Genomic DNA, 19,640 nt, shown 5'->3' on the forward strand with positions numbered 1-19,640 from the left:
ATGTCTTCTCAGGGCCTCGCCCTCTCGAACCGTCTTCGCTACCTCGCCTGGCGTGTCCGTCGCATCGATGTCGGATCCGTGCTCGAGCGCGCGAGAGAGACCGCGCACGCGCATCGCAAATGGACCCCCGCGGTCGTCGTCGACATGCTGTGGTCGGCCGGGTTCAGGCAGGTCGGCTTCCAGGACTACGTCGACTACGACTTCGCGATCCTCAACCGCGCCGAGCGGGCGACGTACATGACGCACCCCGTGTCGAACGAGATCTCGCAGAAGTACGACCACCCCGACTATCGGGGACTGTTCCAGGACAAGGTCGAGTTCGACCGCACGTTCAGCGAGTTCCTCCGTCGCGACTGGATGGTGGTCGAGGAGGGCAACGCCGATGCGGTGCGCGCCTTCGCCGAGAAGCACGGCACGATCGTCACCAAGGAGCCGGTGGGCCAGGCGGGCACGGGCGTGCACCGCTACCACGCGGCCGACGTCTCGGACTGGGACGAGTTCCACCGCGATCTGCTCTCCCGGGGCGAGCTGCTCATCGAGGAGGTCATCCGCCAGCACGCCGACCTCGCGGCCGTGTGCCCCGGAACCGTGAACACGACCCGCGTCACCGCGTTCTTCGACGGCGAGAAGACCCACATCCTGGCGATGGCGCAGAAGTTCGGACGCGGCGCCGTGAGCGATCAGATGACCTTCGGCGGCTTCTACACGATGCTCGACGAGAACGGTCATGCCGTCGGAGCGGGCTACGACTCTCACAGCCACGTGCACGAGAAGCACCCCGACAGCGGTTTCGTCATCGCCGACTTCCAGCTGCCGATGATCGACCAGGTCAAGGAGTTCGTCGACCAGGTCGCCCGGGTCGTGCCGCAGATCCAGTACGTCGGCTGGGACATCGTCGTCACGCCCGACGGTCCGGTGCTGGTCGAGGGCAACTGGGGCGCCGGCGTGTACGAGAACAAGCCCAGCGTCACCGGCATCCGCACCGGTCACAAGCCGCGGTATCGCGCGGCGATCGGGTTCTGACCCGCACGCCCCGGTTACGCGGAAGGCGCGGCATCCGAAAGGATGCCGCGCCTTCCGCTGAATCCCTCAGATCGTGCGGACGATGCCGAGCGGGGTCGACTGGTGGCCCTGACCCAGCGGGTTGTCCTTGAGGATCGAGACGAGGCGCTTCTCTTCGCCCTTGTCGAGGGTGGAGCCGAGGATGTTGCCGCCGAGGTCGTTGATGTCGACCACCGCCACCTCGGGCACGCCTCCGAGCAGCGCCTTGAGGTGTGTCGCGACCTCGCGCGGGCGCTCGGGTCCGAGCACGACCGCCTTGTTGTAAGGCGGGATCGTTCCCGACGTCGGCCCGTCGATCGCGCGAGCCTTGTCGCCGGCGATGCGGTAGAAGTCGCCCTTGCGGCCGAACAGCTTGGTCACGGCCGAGACAGCGGCCGCGAACAGGATGCGGATCGTGCCGCACTCGCGGAGGGCCATCTCCATCGTCTCTGGCATGCCCAGGCCGATGCCGTACGGCGTGCGCGTGACGTACTTCGAGAGGAAGAGCGCCAGCTTGCGCGGCTTGATCTCCTCGACGAGGTACGAGCGACCCTGCGTGATCGCGACGATCTTCTCCGTCACGAACAGCACGTCGCCTTCGCGCACGGCCTCCGCCGCGTACTCGCGGACGAACTCGTCGAGGTCGTCGCCCGGCATCACGACCCGCGTGCGGATCGGGATGCGAGCGAACGACGAGCCTTCGACCTGGACGGTGAGCGCCTTGCCGGCGTTCGCCTCACTCACTCGAGGTAGTCCCGCAGCGACTGCGAACGCGACGGGTGCCGCAGCTTCGCCATCGTCTTCGACTCGATCTGGCGAATGCGCTCGCGCGTGACCCCGAACGTGTCGCCGATCTGGTCGAGCGTCTTCGGCTGCCCGTCGCCGAGGCCGAAGCGCATGCGGATCACGCCGGCCTCGCGCTCCGAGAGCGAGTCGAGGAGCGACTCGAGCTGACGCTGCAGCATCGTGAAGCCCACCGCGTCGGCGGGGACCACGGCCTCGGTGTCCTCGATGAGATCACCGAACTCGCTGTCGCCGTCCTCGCCGAGAGGCGTGTGCAGCGAGATCGGCTCACGGCCGTACTTCTGCACTTCGATGACCTTCTCGGGGGTCATGTCGAGCTCGCGGCTGAGCTCCTCGGGCGTGGGTTCGCGACCGAGGTCCTGCAGCATCTGACGCTGGACGCGCGCGAGCTTGTTGATGACCTCGACCATGTGCACCGGGATGCGGATGGTCCGGGCCTGGTCGGCCATGGCGCGCGTGATGGCCTGACGGATCCACCACGTCGCGTACGTCGAGAACTTGAAGCCCTTGGTGTAGTCGAACTTCTCGACCGCGCGGATGAGACCGAGGTTGCCCTCCTGGATGAGATCCAGGAACTGCATGCCGCGGCCGGTGTAGCGCTTGGCGAGCGACACCACGAGGCGCAGGTTCGCGCCGAGCAGGTGGCTCTTCGCGCGCTGGCCGTCGCGGGCGACCCACTGCAGGTCCAGTCCGAGCTGCGAGGTCTTCTCGGCCGCCGACATGTGCGACAGCTTCTCCTCGGCGAACAGACCCGCCTCGATGCGCATCGCGAGCTCGACCTCTTCGGCCGCGTTCAGCAGCGGCACCTTGCCGATCTGCTTGAGGTAGTCCTTGACCGGGTCGGCCGTGGCGCCCGTGATCTGGGTCGAGTAGACCGGGACGTCGTCCTCGTCGCTCGACGAGATGACGATCGCGCCCGTGGGGAGAGGTTCGGTGAACGCCGGCTTGGTGCTCTCCTCCTCTTCCTCCTCGTCGTCGGTCGCGTTGGCGTCGTCGCCCGACGCCTTCGCGCCCTTGGCCGGCTCGCCGGCCTCCGACGCGTCGCCTTCGGTCTCGTCGCCGTCTTCCTCGAGTTCGACGTCGTCGTCGAGCTCCTCGACGTCGTCCTCGAAGTCGTCGTCCGACTTCTTCGCGCGCTTGGACGCAGTCTTCGGTGCGGCCTTGGTCTTGGCGGTGCCCTTGGCGGCCGGAGCCTTCTTGGCGGCCGCCGTCTTCGTCTCGTCCGTCTCGGTGTCCTTCGCGGCCGAGCGAGCCTTGGTGTTCGTGCCTGGAGTCACGTTTCGCCTTTCACCGGTCGAGGCGCTCTGCGCCTCTCCGGTCGGTTTCGGACACTAGTAAGACCCTTGTCAAGTCCACATCTTCCAAAGGGATGCCCACGAAGACGGTTGACAACGGGTCAGAGCGTCTAGTATCTCATACTTGCCGTGCGCCGCCAGCATCGCCCTGCCGAGACCGGCGCACCTCCATCCCTGGTGTCAACACACCGGTGCGGCGTCGAATTCCGCCGACGCGCTGCGTGTGCGCGATCACGAGCCGCGCTTGTCGTCCTCCCCCGGGCGCGTCGCAAGGAACCGCTCGAGTTCGGCCGCCAGCTCGTCGGCGCTGGGCAGATCGCCCGTGTGGATCATCGGGGTCGCCAGGGTGGATCCCGCCATGTAGGCGTCGTAGCGCTCTTCCAGGCCCTGCACCATGCGCGCGAGCTCGTCGCTGCCCTCGATCTGTTCGGTGACCTTCTCGAGGTACTCGCGGTTCTCCTCGCGCAGCTCGTCGCCCGCGAACACGAGTCCCGTCGCGACGGTGAGGCTGTCGAGTGCGGCGAGAGCCGCCGCCGGGTACTCGGTGTCGCCGAGATAGTGCGGGATCAGCAGCACGAAACCCGCGACGCGCACGCCTGCGGCAGCGAGCCGGTACTCCAGCAGGTGGCCCGCCGTCGCCGGCACCTGGGTGTGGGGCTGCCACACCGAGTGCGCCTCGGTGAGTTCCGACCGAGTCCCACTCACCGTCGTGCCGATCGGCCGCGTGTGCGGCACGGGCATCGGGATCGCGTGGACCCACGTCACCGTGGACACGCCGTACACCTCGGTGAATTCGATGACCGCCTCGGTGAAGGCATCCCACGCGAAGTCGGGCTCGTAGCCGGCGAGCAGCAGGAACGGCTGCCCGAGGGCGTCGTGGGCGAACGAGAGCTCCAGGCGCGCAGGGCGGTAGTCGGTGAGGTGGTCCTTCTCGAAGGACACGATCGGGCGGCGCGCGCGGTAGTCCAGCAGCGTGTCGTTGGAGAACACGGCGAGCGGCGAAGGCGAGAGCTCGTCGCGGAAGTAGTCGATCGCGCGGCTCACGGCGCTGCCGGCATCGGTGAACCCGGTCAGGGTGATCACCAGCGGCAGCCCGCGCGGGACGGGCGGCGCAGAAGCCGCACGCTCGAACAGCGGGCCGGGAAAAGGCATGCACCCATGCTACGAGCCGTCCGCCGAGGTCGGGTCGCGATGGTCGCGCTCAGAGCGAACAGTCGTCGTCCCTAGGATGGAGACCATGTCGTTCCCCGACCTCGAATACCGCACTTCACCTGTCCGAGAGTCCGACGCCGACCTTCTTCTCCTTGCGCTCCCCCCGCTCGACGCCGAGGGATCCCCGGATCTCTCCGACTGGCCGGGCCTGCGCGAGGCGCTGTCGGGGGTGGGCTTCACCGGCGCCGCAGGCGCCTGGGTGCGCGCGTACGCGCCGGAAGCGACGACGGTTCCGCTGGCCGTCGTGGGGACCGGTTCGACTGCGGATGCCGCGGCCCTGCGCGATGCGGTGGGCGCGGCGATCCGCGCCATCACGGGCTTCGCCACCGTCGCCGTGGCCGCGCCGTTCGCCGATCCTTCGCTGTGGACCGCCGCCGCGGAGGGCGCCGCGCTCGGCGGCTACCGCTTCGAGGGTTACAAGAGCGAGGCGCCGAAGCCGCGCGCGCAGCGCGTGGTCGTCCACGGCACCGCCGAGCCGGACGACGCGGCGCTGAAGCTGGTCGTCGAGACCGCGGCATCCGTCGCCCTCGTCAAGGACCTCGTCAACACCCCGGCCGAATGGCTCGGACCCGCCGATGTCGCCCAGCGCGCTACCGAGTCCGTCGCAGACCTGCCGGTCACCGTCGAGGTGCTCGACGAGGAGGCGCTGCGCGAGCAGGGCTTCGGCGGCATCCTCGGCGTGGGGCAGGGTTCCGACCGTCCGCCGCGCCTCGTCCGCCTGGAGTATGCCCCCGAGGGCGCCGACAAGCACGTCGCGCTGGTGGGCAAGGGCATCACGTTCGACACCGGAGGCCTGTCGCTCAAGCCCGCCGCCTCGATGGTCGGCATGAAGTACGACATGGCGGGCGCCGCCACTGTCCTGGGCGTGCTGCGGGCCGTGGCATCCGTCGGCGCTCCCGTCAAGGTGACGGCGTGGCTCTGCGTCGCCGACAACATGCCGTCGGGCCGCGCCACACGCCCCGGCGACGTGCTGCGCCTGCTCGACGGCACGACCGTCGAGGTCCTCAACACCGACGCCGAGGGCCGCCTCGTGCTCGCCGACGGACTGGTCGCGGCCAGTCGCGAGAACCCCGACGTGATCGTCGACGTCGCCACGCTCACCGGCGCGATCCTCATAGCCCTGGGCACGCGCCACACGGGGGTGATGGGCGACGACGCCGCCGTCGCCGCGTACCTCGCCGCGGCCGCCGAGACGGGCGAGCCCGCGTGGCAGCTGCCCCTTCCCGCCCACATGGTCGAGGAGCTCGACTCCCCCATCGCCGACCTGCAGAACGCCAAGATCGGCGACCCTGCGGGCGGCTCGCTCTTCGCAGGACTGTTCCTGCGTCATTTCGTCGGCCGCACCGCCGACGAGACGGATGCGCCCCGAATCCCCTGGGTGCATCTCGACATCGCCGGCAGCGGGACCCACAAGGGCGCGCCGTACGGCTTCACCGACAAGGGACCGACTGCCGCCACCGTGCGCAGCCTGATCCGCTTCGTCCTGGCAGACCTCGATGAGGAGGCACGATGACCGACCACTCCTTCGATCTCGTCATTCTCGGCGGTGGAAGCGGCGGCTACGCAGCCGCGATCCGCGCCGCGGAACTCGGCAAGACCGTAGCCCTCGTCGAGAAGGACAAGGTGGGTGGGACGTGCCTGCACCGCGGCTGCATCCCGACGAAGGCCCTGCTGCATGCGGCCGAGGTGGCCGAGTCGGCGCGGGATGCCTCGGCCATCGGCATCCGCGCGACCTTCGAGGGCGTCGACCCCGCGGGTGTGCGCGCCTACCGAGAGGGCATCGTCGCGAAGAAGTACAAGGGGCTCGAGGGTCTCGTCAAGGCGCGGGGCATCACCGTCGTGAACGGGGAGGGACGCCTCGAGGCGGGTCCGGCCGTCCGGGTCGGCGACGACCTGTATCGCGGCACCGACGTCGTGCTCGCCACCGGTTCGTACAGCCGGACGCTTCCCGGCCTCGAGATCGGCGGCCGCATCCTCACCAGCGAGCACGCCCTCGAGCTGGATGAGGTCCCCGGCAGCGTCGTGATCCTCGGCGGCGGCGTCATCGGCGTCGAGTTCGCGAGCGTCTGGCGCTCCTTCGGCGCCGACGTCACCATCGTCGAGGCGCTCGATCACCTCGTGCCCAACGAGGATCTGGCGCTCAGCAAAGGCCTCGAGCGCGCGTTCCGGCGCCGCGGCATCCAGTACTCGCTCGGCGTGCGGTTCCAGGGCGCGACGCAGACGCCCGACGCCGTGACCGTCACGCTCGAGGACGGCAAGACGTTCACCGCCGACTACCTGCTCGTCGCCGTCGGGCGCGGGCCGGCGACAGCGGGCCTCGGCTACGAGGAGGCGGGCGTGACGATCGACCGCGGCTTCGTCATCGCCGACGAGCGGCTGCGCACCGGCGTCGACCACGTCTGGGCCGTCGGCGACATCGTCCCGGGTCCTCAGCTCGCTCACCGCGGCTTCCAGCAGGGCATCTTCGTCGCCGAGGAGATCGCCGGGCTCTCGCCCGTCGTCATCCCCGATGCCCATATCCCGAAGGTCACGTACAGCCACCCCGAGGTCGCATCGGTCGGCCTCACCGAGGCGCAGGCGGCCGACGCGCACGGCGCGGACGGCATCGTCGCGTACGAGTACAACCTCGCCGGAAACGGCAAGAGCGAGATCCTCGGAACGAGCGGCATCGTCAAGGTCGTCCGCGCGAAGGAGGGGCCGGTCCTCGGCGTCCACCTGATCGGCGATCGCGTCGGCGAGCTCATCAGCGAGGGCCAGCTCGTCGTGGGCTGGGAGGCCCACCCCGAAGACATCGCGCCCTTCATCCACGCGCACCCGACCCAGTCCGAAGCGCTCGGCGAGGCATTCCTCGCTCTCGCAGGCAAGCCCCTGCACGCGCTGTGACCCTTCGGGCCGCACCCCATCACTAAGCTAGATCCGATATTTCTTCAGAAGGAGACATCCTCATGAGCACATCCGTGGTCCTCCCCGCTCTCGGCGAGAGCGTGACCGAGGGAACGGTCACCCGCTGGCTCAAGAACGTCGGCGACACGGTCCAGGCGGACGAGGGCCTGCTCGAGATCTCCACGGACAAGGTGGACACCGAGATCCCCTCGCCGATCAGCGGCGTCATCGAGGAGATCCTCGTGCAGGAGGACGAGACCGTCGAGGTCGGCGCCGTGCTGGCGAAGATCGGTGACGGCTCCGGTACCCCCGCGGCCGCCCCGGCGCCCGAGGCCGCTGCCGCCGAGGCCGCGCCGGAGACCCCGGCCGAGGCTCCGGCCGCCGAAGCTCCCGCCCCGGCCGAGGCCGCTCCGGCGCCCGCCGCCGAGCAGCCCGCCGCCCCCGCAGGCGGCGGCAAGGACGTCGTCCTCCCCGAACTCGGCGAGAGCGTCACCGAGGGAACGGTCACCCGCTGGCTCAAGCAGATCGGCGACGAGGTCGCCGTGGACGAGCCGCTCCTCGAGATCTCGACCGACAAGGTCGACACCGAGATCCCGTCGCCGTTCGCGGGCGTGCTCACCGAGATCCTCGTCCCCGAGGACGAGACGGTGACCGTCGGGTCCCCGCTCGCCCGCATCGGCGAGGCCGGCGCGGCCGCGGCCGCACCGGCTGCCGCGCCCGCGGAGGCGCCGGCGGCCGCACCTGCACCTGCCGCTGAAGCACCGGCTCCTGCGGCTCCGGCCGCAGCGCCCGCTCCGGCTCCGGCTCCGGCTCCGGCCGCTGCCCCCGCCGCCGCACCGGCTCCGGCGGCAGCGCCCGCCGCCTCGGCAGCTCCTGCTCCGGCGCTGGTCGCCGAGGACGACGGGATCACGTACGTCACGCCGCTCGTGCGGCGCCTGGCTCAGCAGCAGGGTGTCGACCTCGGTTCGGTGAAGGGCACCGGAGTCGGCGGCCGCATCCGCAAGGAGGATGTGCTCAAGGCCGCCGAGGCAGCGTCGGCTCCTGCCGCTCCCGCCGCGGCGGCAGCGCCCGCGCCGCTCGAGGTCTCGCCGCTGCGCGGCACCACGCAGCCGATGTCGCGCCTGCGCAAGGTGCTGGCCTCGCGGGCCGTGGAGTCGATGCAGTCGACGGCGCAGCTCACGACGGTGGTCGAGGTCGACGTCACGAAGCTTTCGACGTTCCGCGACAAGGTGAAGAACGACTTCCTGGCCAAGACCGGCGACAAGCTGTCGTTCCTGCCGTTCTTCGCGCTGGCGGCCGCCGAGGCGCTCCAGGCGTACCCCGTCGTCAACTCGACGGTGGACGGCGACCAGATCGTCTACCCGGCGACGGAGAACCTGTCGATCGCCGTCGACACCGAGCGCGGTCTGCTCACCCCCGTGCTGCGTGACGCGGCGAGCAAGAACCTCGCCCAGATCGCGCACGAGATCGCAGACCTCGCCGCCCGCACCCGCGACAACAAGCTGAAGCCCGACGAGCTCGCGGGCGGCACGTTCACGCTGACCAACACCGGTTCGCGCGGCGCGCTGTTCGACACCCCCGTCGTCTTCCTGCCCCAGACCGCGATCCTCGGCACCGGCGTGGTCGTCAAGCGCCCCGGCGTGGTGACGGTCGACGGCAAGGATGCGATCTCGGTGCGCTCGTATGTCTACCTGGCGCTGTCGTACGACCACCGCGTCGTCGACGGTGCGGACGCCGCTCGTTTCCTCGGAGCCGTGAAGACGCGCCTGGAGGCCGCCGCGTTCGAGGGCCAGCTCGGCATCTGAGCGGGAGCGACACTCGCTTCTAGGGCTGCTGCGCGACGTCGGAGACGTCGCGCAGCAGCCATTCCTCGTCTCTGCGCAGGATCACGACCATCTGCGACGGGGTGGACCCGTCGTTCGCATCGACGCGAAGCACCGCGAGGTCGCCGAAGTCGTCGAGGAGCGTGATCGTTCGCTCGGCAGCGGGGCGATCGATCGTCCCGCCGGCCGATGGCGCCGTGTCGACCACCACCGCGGCGAGACAGTCGGCCTCGCCGGCGCACGCGATCCGTGCGTCCAGCAGTTCGCCGGTCAGGAGAGCGAGGTCGGCGGGCTCGCCGGCCGGCGAGCCGCTTCCGGGTGCCGCGGCCGGGTCGGCATCCGCCGGAACGGATGCCGCGGGCCCGCGCGTCGCCGTGGGCGAAGCGCCCGGTCGCGCATCGGTCGCGACGCCGCTGGCAGGAGGCCAGAGCGCGCCGCCGGCCAGCACCGCGACCGCCACGGCGCCTCCGACCAGCCACGGCGCGCGTCGCGCACCGGCTCGCGGCGGGTCGCCCGTGCCTCGCAGCCGGCGCCACACCGCCGTCGTGGCCCGCGACACGGTGTCGGAGAGCTCGTCGTCCATGCCGGCGATGAGCGTCCGCCACATCGACCGCGGCGCGGGTTCGTGCGGCAGGTCCGCCTCCTTGCGTGTCCGCTCGTGCGAGCGCTCCATCCCCTCGGTCGCGCGGCGAGGGCTGAGGCTGACGGTGCTGAGCGGCTGCGCCTCGGCGAGGGCGAACAGCGCCGCCTCGGCGGCCTCGAGCTCATGGACCGAGATGCGCTCCGCGGTGACGGCTCGCAGCGCTGTCTGCCAGGTGCGCTGCGCGGGCGGATCGACGCTCACCTGCTCGAGGACGGCGGCGGATGCCTCGAGTGCGCGCCGGGCCGAGGCATCCGTCGCCAGCACCGGCCTGCCGGCGTCGTCGAGCCACCAGTCGCCGTCGGCATCGGGTGTGCTCGCCACCTGAGCGCAGCCGCGCAGCACGCTCACGCCGAGGGTCACGGCCTCGCCCAGGCTGAGGGGCATTCGTGCGGACCTCCGCCGGACGAATTCCTCGAGGCGCTCGGAGCACACCGGCAGCACCACGTCGTGGCCGTCGACGCGTCGCACGACGTCGCCCGGAGCCAGCACGTGGCCGTCGGGTGCGGCATCCCATCCCCGCCAGTGCGGGCCGAGGACGTCCGCGTCGACCAGCACGCACGAGTCGCCGCCGGCAGTGCGGACGAGGGTGCCCGGCCATGGTCCGTCCTCAGGCGCCCGGACCGCCCGGATGGCGCGGTAGGGGCTCCCGAGCGAGCCGTCGGCGGTCGTCATGGCGCCAGTGTGCGAGGCTGCGCGAGGCGACGGCCTGGACCGGCGGCAGTCTGTGGATGAGCGGGCCCGGTGCCCGACTGTGGAGGAGCCGAGCAGGAGCCCGCGAAAAGGTAGGCTGGAAGCTATGGCCGCGCGCAGTTCCGCCCCCGACAAGGGCCCGGGTTTCTTCTCTCAGATCCGCACCCTCTACACCTTCACCCAGAAGGAGTTCCGCTGGCTGCCGTTCCTGCTGGTCGGCATCCTCCTCCTCGGCATCGCCGTGGGCGTGGGCATCGGGTTCCTCATCCCGCCGGTCGCCGTCTGGAGCGTCATCCTGTGGGGCGTCACCGGGCTCATGCTCGGCGTCCTCGCGTCCATGATGACGATGACCCGGCTGTCGACGCGCGCGATGTACAAGAAGATCGACGGCATGCCCGGGGCCACGGGCCACGTCATGTCGACGTCGCTCGGCCGCAAGTGGCAGGCCAGTGAGATGCCGGTCGGCATCAACCCCAAGACGCAGGAAGCCGTCTACCGCGCCGTCGGCCGCGGCGGCGTCGTGATCGTGGGCGAGGGCGCCCGCGGCCGGCTCACCCGCCTGGTGAACGACGAGCGCTCGAAGGTCCAGCGCGTCGCCTCAGGCGTTCCCGTGACGGTGCTGTACATCGGTCACGGTGAGGGAGAGACGCCGATCTCGAAGCTCGCGCCGACCATCAAGTCCCTGCCCACGAAGATCGACCGGGCCACGATGGCCGCGGTCATCAAGCGCATCGAATCGGTCTCGCAGTCGCTGACATCGCTGCCGATCCCGAAGGGCATCGACCCCACGAAGGTGCGCGCACCTCGTCCGCGCTGAACCGCTCGCGAATGAACCCGGTCCGGCGGAGACGCCGGACCGGGTTCACGCGTGTCACGAGCGGATGAGCACAGTGCCCGCGGCCTTGTCGTGGAGGCCCCGCTGATCGGCGTCCCAGATGACGGCGGGGATCGCGAGGATCAGGAGCGCGGTACGGATGACGGGGCGCCACAGGCCCACCCATCCGCCGTCGAGACGCACAAGGCGCAGGCCGAAGATGCGATGGCCGGGGCTCCCCTGGAGCGTCGGCAGGAACACGATCTGGATGGCGGCGAAGATCGCGAGGATCGCGAGCGGGTCCCATCCGAAGAAACCCGAGATCAGGTAGGCGGCGCCGTAATCGAGGAAGAGCGCGCCGACGCGGCGGCCCAGACGGCCGATGGATCCGGTGCCCTCGCGGGGCAGTCCGAGGCGTTCGCCGGGGTAGTCCTGGGTGCTCTGCGTCACTTCCCCAGCGTACCCAGGTCGCCGTAACATCCCTGAAACACAAGTGATACTGGAGGGCAATGCCCTGCGGGTACCGTGCCAGAGTGCCCGGCCCGTACGGGCGGATCCGAATGCCCTACCTCTGGAGTCTTCATGTTCAAAGATTCATCCGAGGTGCTGAAGTTCATCAAGGACGAGGACGTCAAGTTCCTCGACATCCGTTTCACGGATCTTCCTGGCGTGCAGCAGCACTTCAACATCCCGGCCTCCACCGTCGACGAAGAATTCTTCACGGTCGGCCAGCTGTTCGACGGCTCCTCCATCCGGGGCTTCGCGAACATCCACGAATCGGACATGCAGCTGATCCCGGACGTGTCGACGGCCTACCTCGACCCGTTCCGCGAGGCGAAGACCCTCATCATGGTCTTCGACATCTACAACCCGCGCAACGGCGAGATCTACTCGAAGGACCCGCGCCAGGTCGCCAAGAAGGCCGAGAAGTACCTCGCCTCGACCGGCATCGCCGACACCGCGTTCTTCGCGCCCGAGGCCGAGTTCTACATCTTCGACGACGTCCGCTACGAGGTGAAGCAGAACTCGAGCTTCTACTCTGTCGACTCCGAAGAGGGCGCCTGGAACACCGGCCGCGCCGAAGAGGGCGGGAACCTCGCGAACAAGACCCCCTTCAAGGGCGGCTACTTCCCGGTCTCCCCCGTCGACAAGACGGCCGACCTTCGCGACGACATCAGCCTCCGCCTCATCGAGTCGGGCCTGCTCCTCGAGCGCGCGCACCACGAGGTGGGCACGGGCGGCCAGCAGGAGATCAACTACCGCTTCGACACCATGGTGCACGCGGCCGACGACATCCTGAAGTTCAAGTACATCGTCAAGAACGTGGCGAACGAGTGGGGCAAGGTCGCGACCTTCATGCCGAAGCCCCTCTTCGGCGACAACGGCTCGGGCATGCACACGCACCAGTCGCTGTGGCTCGAGGGCAAGCCCCTCTTCTACGACGAGAAGGGCTATGCGCAGCTCTCCGACCTCGCGCGCTGGTACATCGGCGGCATCCTGGCGCACGCGCCGGCGCTGCTCGCGTTCACCAACCCGACGCTCAACTCGTACAAGCGCCTCGTCAAGGGCTACGAGGCGCCGGTGAACCTGGTGTACTCGGCCGGCAACCGTTCGGCGGCCATCCGCATCCCGATCACCGGCTCGAACCCCAAGGCCAAGCGCATCGAGTTCCGTGCACCCGACGCCTCGGGCAACCCGTATCTCGCGTTCGCCGCGCAGCTCATGGCCGGCCTCGACGGCATCCAGAACCGCATCGAGCCGCACGAGCCCGTCGACAAGGACCTGTACGAGCTTCCCCCCGAGGAGGCGAAGAACATCCCGCAGGTGCCCAACTCGCTGCTCGACTCGCTCGAGGCGCTCCGCGCCGACCACGAGTTCCTGCTCAAGGGCGGCGTCTTCACGCCTGAGCTGATCGAGACGTGGATCGAGTACAAGATCGAGAACGAGATCCAGCCGCTCAACGCGCGTCCGCACCCGTTCGAGTACGAGCTGTACTTCGGCGTCTGACGTTCCAGCACCAGAAGCGGGCCCCGGGAGACCGGGGCCCGCTTCTGTGTTCGCTGGGAGAAGGACGCCGGCACCCTGGGTGCGGCCTAGGCTGAACGAGCGCTCCGCGCTCGGACCGACAGAAGGTGACGACGATGCCCGCCCGCACCACCGCGACGACACGACGACGTCGCGCGCGCCGGACGAAGGCGTCGGCGCGCAGGCGCAGGCCGCAGCGACACGCCCGCCGGCGCGGCCGGCGCGCGGGCGTCGCCCTGGCGATCGCTGTACCGGTGATCCTGTTCGCCGCCTTCCTGGTGGGGGCGGCGATCCTCGCGGGGAGCTTCCGGACGTCGTGGGCGGACGACCTCGCACTCGTCCCTGACGACCGCGCGCCCGCGCCGCCGACGATCGTCGAGCCCGCGGTCGCCGGGTACCGGTTCGAGCAGCTCACGAACGCCTGCACGATCCTGGCCGCAGGCAGGGACCTCGGATTCGACGCACGGGACCAGACCATCGCCGTCATGACCGCGATGGGCGAGTCGTCGTTGCGCAACATCGACTACGGCGACTGGGAGACGAGCGGGGTGACCAACCCCGACGGCTCCCGCACCACTTCGATCGGCCTGTTCCAGCAGCAGGACTCCTGGGGCACGCGCGAAGCGCGCCTGGACCCGTACACGGCCGCGACCGTGTTCTATCGGGCCATGGCCGAGCGCGTGCCCGACCGGGCGGCGGTGGAGCCGACACTCGTCGCGCACCGCACCCAGGTCAACGCCGACCCGGATCACTACGCCCGCTACTGGGATCGCGCGGTCCGCGTGGTGGCGGCCGTCACCGGGAACCCGTTGGACGGCGACCGCATCGACGGCATCCCGCACTGCCCCGGCGTGTGAGCCGCCGCGGGGAGCAGCATCGGGATCAGCCGTAGAAGAGCTTCTCGAAGACGCGACGTGCCCGGCGGGTCGTGCCCAGGTAGTCCTCCTCGACCTCTGTGGCGGATCTGGGCGGGTACTCGAGCAGTCGTCCGATCCCGTCGAGCTTCTTGCGGTCCACGGGGAGCACGTCGCTCGTCTGACCCGAAAGAAGCGTGTTCGCCGAGCGGAGGCGGCTCGCGAGGCGCCAGGCCTCCGCCAGGCGGTCTGCGGCGCTGGCGGGGATGAGCCCGGCGCTCTCGGCGGCGCGGAGCGCACCGAGGGTCGACGTCGTGCGCATCTCGGGCACCGCGTGGGCGTGCTGCAGCTGCAGGAGCTGCACGAGCCACTCGACGTCGCTGAGCGAGCCCGGGCCGAGCTTGAGGTGCCGCGAGGGGTCGACGCCCTGCGGCAGGCGCTCGCTCTCGACCCGCGCCTTGATGCGCTTGATCTCGCGGGTGGCCGCGAGGTCGACACGCTCGGGGTAGCGCACCTGGTCGGCGAGCTTCATGAAGTCGCCGATGAGCTTGACGCTGCCGGCCACCCCTCGCGCCCGCAGCAGCGCCTGAGCCTCCCACGAGAGCGCCCACCGCCGGTAATACTCCTCGTACGCGTCGAGAGAGCGCGCCAGCGGGCCGTTGCGGCCCTCCGGGCGAAGATCGGCGTCCAGCTCGAGCGGCACCCGTTGGTCCTCGGAGTGCGTGCGAAGGGCGGCGACGAGCTTCAGGGCGAGCTCGTGCGCGCGCTGCGGGTCCACGCCGTTCGGACGGTAGACGTACATCACGTCGGCATCCGAGCCGAAGCCGAGCTCCGCACCGCCGAAGCGTCCCATCGCGATGACGGAGAAATCGAGCGCCTCGTCCTCCGCCGGAACGACCTCGCGGCGCACCGCCCGCAACGTCGCCTGGATGGTGACGTCGGTGATCGTCGTGAGGGCGTCCGCGACTTCCTCGATCGTGACGCTTCCGAGGATCGCGCCCATCGCGATGCGCAGCTGCTCGCGGCGCCTGAGCGCCCTCACCGCACGCATCGCGTCGATGACCGTCCTGTGGCGGGTCTGGATAGCCCGCGCCTCCTGCTGCAGCGCGACGCCGGAGCGCGGACGCAGAAGATCGGGATCGTCGAGCCACGCGGCGGATTCGGGGATCCACTCGATGAGCTCGCCCACGTAGCGGGAACCCGACAGCACGCGGGAGAGGCTCTCGGCAGCCCCTGAGGAGTCCCGCAGCATGCGCAGGAACCAGTGCGTGTCGCCGAGCCGCTCGCTCAGCCGGCGGAACGCCAGGAGGCCGTAGTCGGGATCGACGCCGTCGGCGAACCAGCGGATCATGACGGGCATGAGGTGGCGCTGGATCGTCGCCTTGCGGCTCAGACCGGCTGTGAGGGCGGCGATGTGCCGCAGCGCGCCCGCAGGGTCGGCGAAGCCGATGGCCGCGAGACGGTCGTGCGCCTGCGCCGTCGACAGCACGCGCTCATCGGCCGGAAGGGCGGCGACCGCCGACAGCAGCGGCCGGTAGAAGAGCCGGACGTGGATGTCGCGCACCTCGCGCTTGACCGACTCCCACAGCCCCCAGATCCCCTCGCCGGTCTCGGCGAGGCCGGTCGCGCGTGCGAGGACGCGCAGGTCCTCCGGACGCGACGGCATGAGATGCGTGCGACGCAGCTGGCGCAGCTGCACGCGGTGCTCGAGGAGGCGAAGGACGCGATAGTCGCGCGAGAAGGCGGATGCCTCTGCCCGGCCGATGTACCCCTCGGCGACCAGCGCATCCAGCGCCGCGAGCGTGCCCCGCTGCCGGATGCGGTCGTCCGAGAGACCGTGCACCAGCTGCAGGAGCTGGACGGTGAACTCGATGTCGCGGATGCCGCCCGGGCCGAGCTTGAGTTGATACGGCACGTCTGCGGGCGGGATGTGCTCGGTGACGCGCTCGCGCATGCGCTGCACGCTGTCGACGAAGTTCTCGCGGGCGGCGCTCGTCCACACCTTCGGCTGCACCGCTTCGATGTAGGCCTGCGCGAGGTCCTCGTCGCCCGCGATGGGCCGCGCCTTCAGCAGCGCCTGGAACTCCCAGCTCTTCGCCCAGCGGTCGTAGTACGCCAGGTGGGAGTCGAGCGTTCGCACCAGCGCGCCCTGCTTGCCCTCGGGACGCAGGTTGGCGTCGACCTCCCACAGCCCGGGCTCGATCTCGACGCCGGAGATCCCGCGCATCGTCTGGACCGCGAGCCGCGTGGCGATGTCGACGATGCGACTCTCACCGAACTCTTCGATCGCATCGTCGCCGCCGCCTCCCACGAAGATGACGTCCACATCGCTGACGTAGTTGAGCTCGCGCGCGCCGGTCTTGCCCATGCCGATGATCGCGAGCTTCGTGCGCGCCACCTGGTCGCGCGGGAACAGCCCGGCGCCGACGGCGCCTCCTGATACACGGGTGCGGGCGACCGCGAGGGATGCCTCGAGCGCCGCGCCCGCGGCATCCGCGAGTCGTGCCGACACCGCTGCCACCTGGTCGACCGGTGCCGGGCTCAGGAGATCGTACGCGGCGATCCGGGCGAGCATGCGGCGGTATCGCACCCGCAGTGCCACCCAGGCGCTCTCGTCGCCGTCTGCGGCGAACCCGTCCACCGCACCGATCGACTCGAGCAGCTCCGCGCGCAGCTCGTCGGGGGTGGGCAGCCGCTCCCCCGCATCGGCGAGCTGGTCGATCTCGGCGGGGTGTCGGAAGAAGAACTCTCCGAAGCCGGTCGATGCGCCCAGCAGCGCCCACAGCGCGCGCCATGCCGCGGGCCGTTCGCGAGCCCGGTGGACGGGCGCGGCGTCCCGACGCGCGAGCCGCACCAGGGCCTGCAGCGCCTCGTCGGGATCCGCGGCGTCGACGGCTCCCTCGAGCAGCGCGTCCCGCGGTGCGCCGATGAGCTCGGAGAGTTCGGCGAGCAGCGCCTCCGCCTCGGCGAGACGGCTGAAGCCCAGGCGCGCGAGCGGGGTCAGAGAAGCCGGCCGGTCGCTCGCAGACATGCGTGAGCCGGTCTCAGAGCATCTCGAGGTTGCTCTTGAGCTCGAACGGGGTCACCTGCGAGCGGTACTCCTGCCACTCGCGGCGCTTGTTGAGCAGCACGTAGTTGAAGACCTGCTCGCCGAGCGTCTCGGCGACCAGCTCGGATTCCTCCATGTACTCCAGCGCGTGGTCGAGGCTCGCGGGCAGCGGGGCGTAACCGAGAGCCCGGCGCTCAGCATCCGTCAGCGACCAGACGTTGTCCTCCGCCTCGGGCGGGAGCTCGTACTCGTTCTCGATGCCCTTCAAACCGGCTGCCAGCATGAGCGCGAACGACAGGTACGGGTTCGCGGCCGAGTCGAGGGCGCGGTACTCGACGCGCGACGACTGGCCCTTGCTGGGCTTGTACAGCGGTACGCGCACGAGCGCCGAACGGTTGTTGTGGCCCCAGCAGATGAAGCTCGGCGCCTCGTCGCCGCCCCATAGGCGCTTGTACGAGTTGACGAACTGGTTCGTCACGGCCGAGATCTCGTTCGCGTGGCGCAGCAGGCCGGCGATGAACTGACGGCCGACCTTCGACAGCTGGTACTGCGCGCCCTCTTCGTAGAACGCGTTGACGTCGCCCTCGAACAGCGACATGTGCGTGTGCATGCCGCTGCCGGGCTTGCCCGTCATCGGCTTCGGCATGAACGTCGCGTAGACGCCCTGTTCGATGGCGACCTCTTTGATGACGGTGCGGAACGTCATGATGTTGTCGGCCGTGGTGAGGGCGTCCGCATAGCGGAGGTCGATCTCGTTCTGACCGGGGCCGCCCTCGTGGTGGCTGAACTCCACCGAGATGCCGAGGTCTTCGAGCATGCGGACCGAACGGCGGCGGAAGTCGTGGGCGGTGCCGCCCGGGACGTTGTCGAAGTAGCCGGCGGAATCGACCGGCTCGGGACCCTCGGTGCCGAACGACGATGACTTCAGCAGGTAGAACTCGATCTCGGGGTGCGTGTAGAACGTGAACCCCGCGTCGGCGGCCTTCGCGAGCGTCCGCTTGAGGACGTGGCGCGGATCGGCGACGGCCGGCTGCCCGTCGGGCGTGGTGATGTCGCAGAACATGCGCGCGGTCGGGTCGATCTCGCCGCGCCAGGGCAGGGTCTGGAACGTGGTCGGGTCGGGGTGGGCCAGGAGGTCCGACTCGTAGGAGCGTGTCAGGCCCTCGATCGCCGAGCCGTCGAATCCGAGGCCCTCGCTGAACGCGCCCTCGACCTCCGCGGGGGCGATGGCGACGGACTTCAGCGTGCCGATCACGTCTGTGAACCACAGCCGTACGAACTTCACGCCTCGTTCTTCGATGGTCCTCAGAACGAAGTCACGCTGCTTGTCCATCGCGTCCTCTCCGGTGCCGGATCGCCCGAGGTGTCTCTACGACCGCGGTGAAAGCCAGACTACTGGTCCTCGCCGCCCTCGCCGGACACGGTGTCGGAGCTCCAGGAGTCCTCGCGCGCCTCCTCCGCCGCCCAGGCGCGTGAGCGCTCCTTGATGACCTCGGGGGCGCTGGCGGCCTCCTCTGGAGTGTCGAAGGGGCCGGCGCGGTCGGGTGCGGGCGATTCGAAGCCCTTCTCGACCTCACCTGTCTTGAGGTTGTACCAGTACTTGTCGCTGCCGCTCGTCATCATGCACACTCCTCGCTCCGCGGGCTGGTCGCCTTGAGCACGATCCTACTGACGCCCGCCTCGTGGGCGACGGCGTCGGCGTCGATAGGCTGTCGACATGGCATCTGACGCGGCACGCGCCGTCGGCGTGGACATCGGCGGTACCGGAATCAAGGCGGGGATCGTCGATCTCGACAAGGGCGAACTCGTCAGCGACCGCGTGAAGGTCGCGACGCCGGCTGGGGCGCACCCGCCGGACGTCCTCGCTGCGGTGCGGGAGGTGCTGTCGACCCTGGGCGTCGCCGACGACCAGTCGGTTGCGCTCGGAGTGGCGTTCCCCGCGATCGTCAAGAACGGGCGCACGCTGTCGGCCGCCAACGTGTCCGAGCAGTGGATCGATTTCGAGGCCGAGAAGTTCTTCGAGGACGGCCTGGGCCGCGACATCCACTTCGCGAACGACGCGGATGTCGCCGGGGTCGCCGAGGTGCGCTACGGCGCCGCGAAGGATCAGCCCGGGCTCACGATCCTCACGACGCTCGGCACGGGCATCGGTTCGGCGCTGCTGTACGACGGCGTGCTGGTGCCGAACTCCGAGCTCGGTCACGTGCAGCGTGCCCGGCACGGGAAGGATGCCGAGGCCTACGCCGCATACTCAGCCATGGAGCGCCACCACCTCTCGTGGGAGCAGTGGGCGAAGCGGCTGCAGTGGTACTACAGCCACATCGAGTTCCTCTTCAGCCCGGACCTGTTCGTCGTGGGCGGCGGCGTGTCGAAGCACGCCGACAAGTTCCTCCACCTGCTCGACCTCACGACGCCGATCGTGCCCGCGGTGCACCGCAACAACGCGGGGATCATCGGCGCCGCGGCGCTCGCGCGCGGCTGACACCGCGTCGTCGCCGGCCCGCGAC

16 protein-coding genes are annotated in these 19,640 nt (G+C 69.9%); 8 read left to right on the forward strand and 8 right to left on the reverse strand.

Translation table 11 applies throughout. The annotated features are described in order from the left end of the window. Nucleotides 1-1,023 carry a sugar-transfer associated ATP-grasp domain-containing protein gene (locus RS82_RS19570; RefSeq protein WP_045302603.1) on the forward strand — a complete coding sequence of 341 codons (1,023 nt, stop codon included), beginning with the start codon at nt 1-3 and terminating at the stop codon, nt 1,021-1,023. 66 nt (nt 1,024-1,089) lie between these two features. Here the strand turns inward: RS82_RS19570 and RS82_RS19575 are convergent, their stop codons facing one another. The 3 genes from RS82_RS19575 to RS82_RS19585 form a co-directional block, all read right to left on the reverse strand. Next, nucleotides 1,090-1,785, reverse strand: a complete 696-nt coding sequence (locus RS82_RS19575; protein ID WP_045302605.1) for a coenzyme F420-0:L-glutamate ligase — start codon at nt 1,783-1,785, stop codon at nt 1,090-1,092. Further along, nucleotides 1,782-3,122, reverse strand: a complete 1,341-nt coding sequence (locus RS82_RS19580) for an RNA polymerase sigma factor (protein WP_045302607.1) — start codon at nt 3,120-3,122, stop codon at nt 1,782-1,784. Before RS82_RS19580 ends, RS82_RS19575 begins: the two co-directional genes overlap by 4 nt. 249 nt (nt 3,123-3,371) lie before the next feature. Then, nucleotides 3,372-4,292: a proteasome assembly chaperone family protein gene (locus RS82_RS19585; RefSeq protein ID WP_045302608.1), complete on the reverse strand. Its 921-nt coding sequence runs from the start codon at nt 4,290-4,292 to the stop codon at nt 3,372-3,374. A gap of 85 nt (nt 4,293-4,377) precedes the next feature. Here RS82_RS19585 and RS82_RS19590 point away from each other — a divergent pair, with 85 nt between their 5' ends. The 3 genes from RS82_RS19590 to sucB all read left to right on the forward strand — a co-directional run bounded on the left by RS82_RS19590 (nt 4,378) and on the right by sucB (nt 9,040). Continuing rightward, nucleotides 4,378-5,865 carry a leucyl aminopeptidase gene (locus RS82_RS19590; RefSeq protein ID WP_045302609.1) on the forward strand — a complete coding sequence of 496 codons (1,488 nt, stop codon included), beginning with the start codon at nt 4,378-4,380 and terminating at the stop codon, nt 5,863-5,865. Continuing rightward, nucleotides 5,862-7,235, forward strand: coding sequence for a dihydrolipoyl dehydrogenase (lpdA, locus tag RS82_RS19595; RefSeq protein WP_045302611.1), 1,374 nt, complete (start codon nt 5,862-5,864; stop codon nt 7,233-7,235). Before RS82_RS19590 ends, lpdA begins: the two co-directional genes overlap by 4 nt. Nucleotides 7,236-7,297: 62 nt before the next feature. Next, nucleotides 7,298-9,040: a 2-oxoglutarate dehydrogenase, E2 component, dihydrolipoamide succinyltransferase gene (sucB, locus tag RS82_RS19600; protein WP_045302613.1), complete on the forward strand. Its 1,743-nt coding sequence runs from the start codon at nt 7,298-7,300 to the stop codon at nt 9,038-9,040. A gap of 19 nt (nt 9,041-9,059) precedes the next feature. On the opposite strand, the gene RS82_RS19605 is transcribed toward sucB, so the two are convergent. Continuing rightward, entirely contained in the window at nt 9,060-10,373 is a 1,314-nt protein-coding gene (locus RS82_RS19605; protein ID WP_045302616.1) for a hypothetical protein, read from the reverse strand. A 124-nt stretch (nt 10,374-10,497) separates the two neighbouring features. On the opposite strand from RS82_RS19605, the gene RS82_RS19610 reads away from it, so the two are divergent. After that, nucleotides 10,498-11,208, forward strand: coding sequence for a DUF4191 family protein (locus RS82_RS19610; RefSeq protein WP_045302618.1), 711 nt, complete (start codon nt 10,498-10,500; stop codon nt 11,206-11,208). A 54-nt stretch (nt 11,209-11,262) separates the two neighbouring features. On the opposite strand, the gene RS82_RS19615 is transcribed toward RS82_RS19610, so the two are convergent. Beyond that, on the reverse strand, nt 11,263-11,655 hold the full coding sequence (locus RS82_RS19615; RefSeq protein WP_245619668.1) for an RDD family protein: 393 nt from the start codon (nt 11,653-11,655) through the stop codon (nt 11,263-11,265). 132 nt (nt 11,656-11,787) lie between these two features. On the opposite strand from RS82_RS19615, the gene glnA (RS82_RS19620) reads away from it, so the two are divergent. Both glnA (RS82_RS19620) and RS82_RS19625 read left to right on the forward strand, forming a co-directional pair. Then, on the forward strand, nt 11,788-13,212 hold the full coding sequence (glnA, locus tag RS82_RS19620; protein ID WP_045302621.1) for a type I glutamate--ammonia ligase: 1,425 nt from the start codon (nt 11,788-11,790) through the stop codon (nt 13,210-13,212). Nucleotides 13,213-13,346: 134 nt separating this feature from the next. Next, nucleotides 13,347-14,087: a hypothetical protein gene (locus RS82_RS19625; RefSeq protein ID WP_045302916.1), complete on the forward strand. Its 741-nt coding sequence runs from the start codon at nt 13,347-13,349 to the stop codon at nt 14,085-14,087. Between the two features lie 25 nt (nt 14,088-14,112). Here RS82_RS19625 and RS82_RS19630 read toward each other — a convergent pair whose 3' ends face one another. From RS82_RS19630 to RS82_RS19640, 3 genes are read right to left on the reverse strand one after another with little or no spacing between them, the layout of a single operon-like run. After that, nucleotides 14,113-17,115 carry a bifunctional [glutamine synthetase] adenylyltransferase/[glutamine synthetase]-adenylyl-L-tyrosine phosphorylase gene (locus RS82_RS19630; RefSeq protein WP_045302626.1) on the reverse strand — a complete coding sequence of 1,001 codons (3,003 nt, stop codon included), beginning with the start codon at nt 17,113-17,115 and terminating at the stop codon, nt 14,113-14,115. Between the two features lie 13 nt (nt 17,116-17,128). Beyond that, nucleotides 17,129-18,466 carry a type I glutamate--ammonia ligase gene (gene glnA / locus RS82_RS19635; protein ID WP_045302628.1) on the reverse strand — a complete coding sequence of 446 codons (1,338 nt, stop codon included), beginning with the start codon at nt 18,464-18,466 and terminating at the stop codon, nt 17,129-17,131. A gap of 59 nt (nt 18,467-18,525) precedes the next feature. Next, on the reverse strand, nt 18,526-18,756 hold the full coding sequence (locus RS82_RS19640) for an SPOR domain-containing protein (protein WP_245619669.1): 231 nt from the start codon (nt 18,754-18,756) through the stop codon (nt 18,526-18,528). A 94-nt stretch (nt 18,757-18,850) separates the two neighbouring features. Here RS82_RS19640 and ppgK point away from each other — a divergent pair, with 94 nt between their 5' ends. After that, complete coding sequence (ppgK, locus tag RS82_RS19645; RefSeq protein WP_045302631.1) at nt 18,851-19,615, forward strand: polyphosphate--glucose phosphotransferase; 765 nt, start codon at nt 18,851-18,853, stop codon at nt 19,613-19,615. Nucleotides 19,616-19,640 lie beyond the last annotated feature (25 nt).

This window comes from Microbacterium trichothecenolyticum (genome assembly GCF_000956465.1).
In the GTDB taxonomy this organism is placed as follows: Bacteria; Actinomycetota; Actinomycetes; order Actinomycetales; family Microbacteriaceae; genus Microbacterium; species Microbacterium trichothecenolyticum.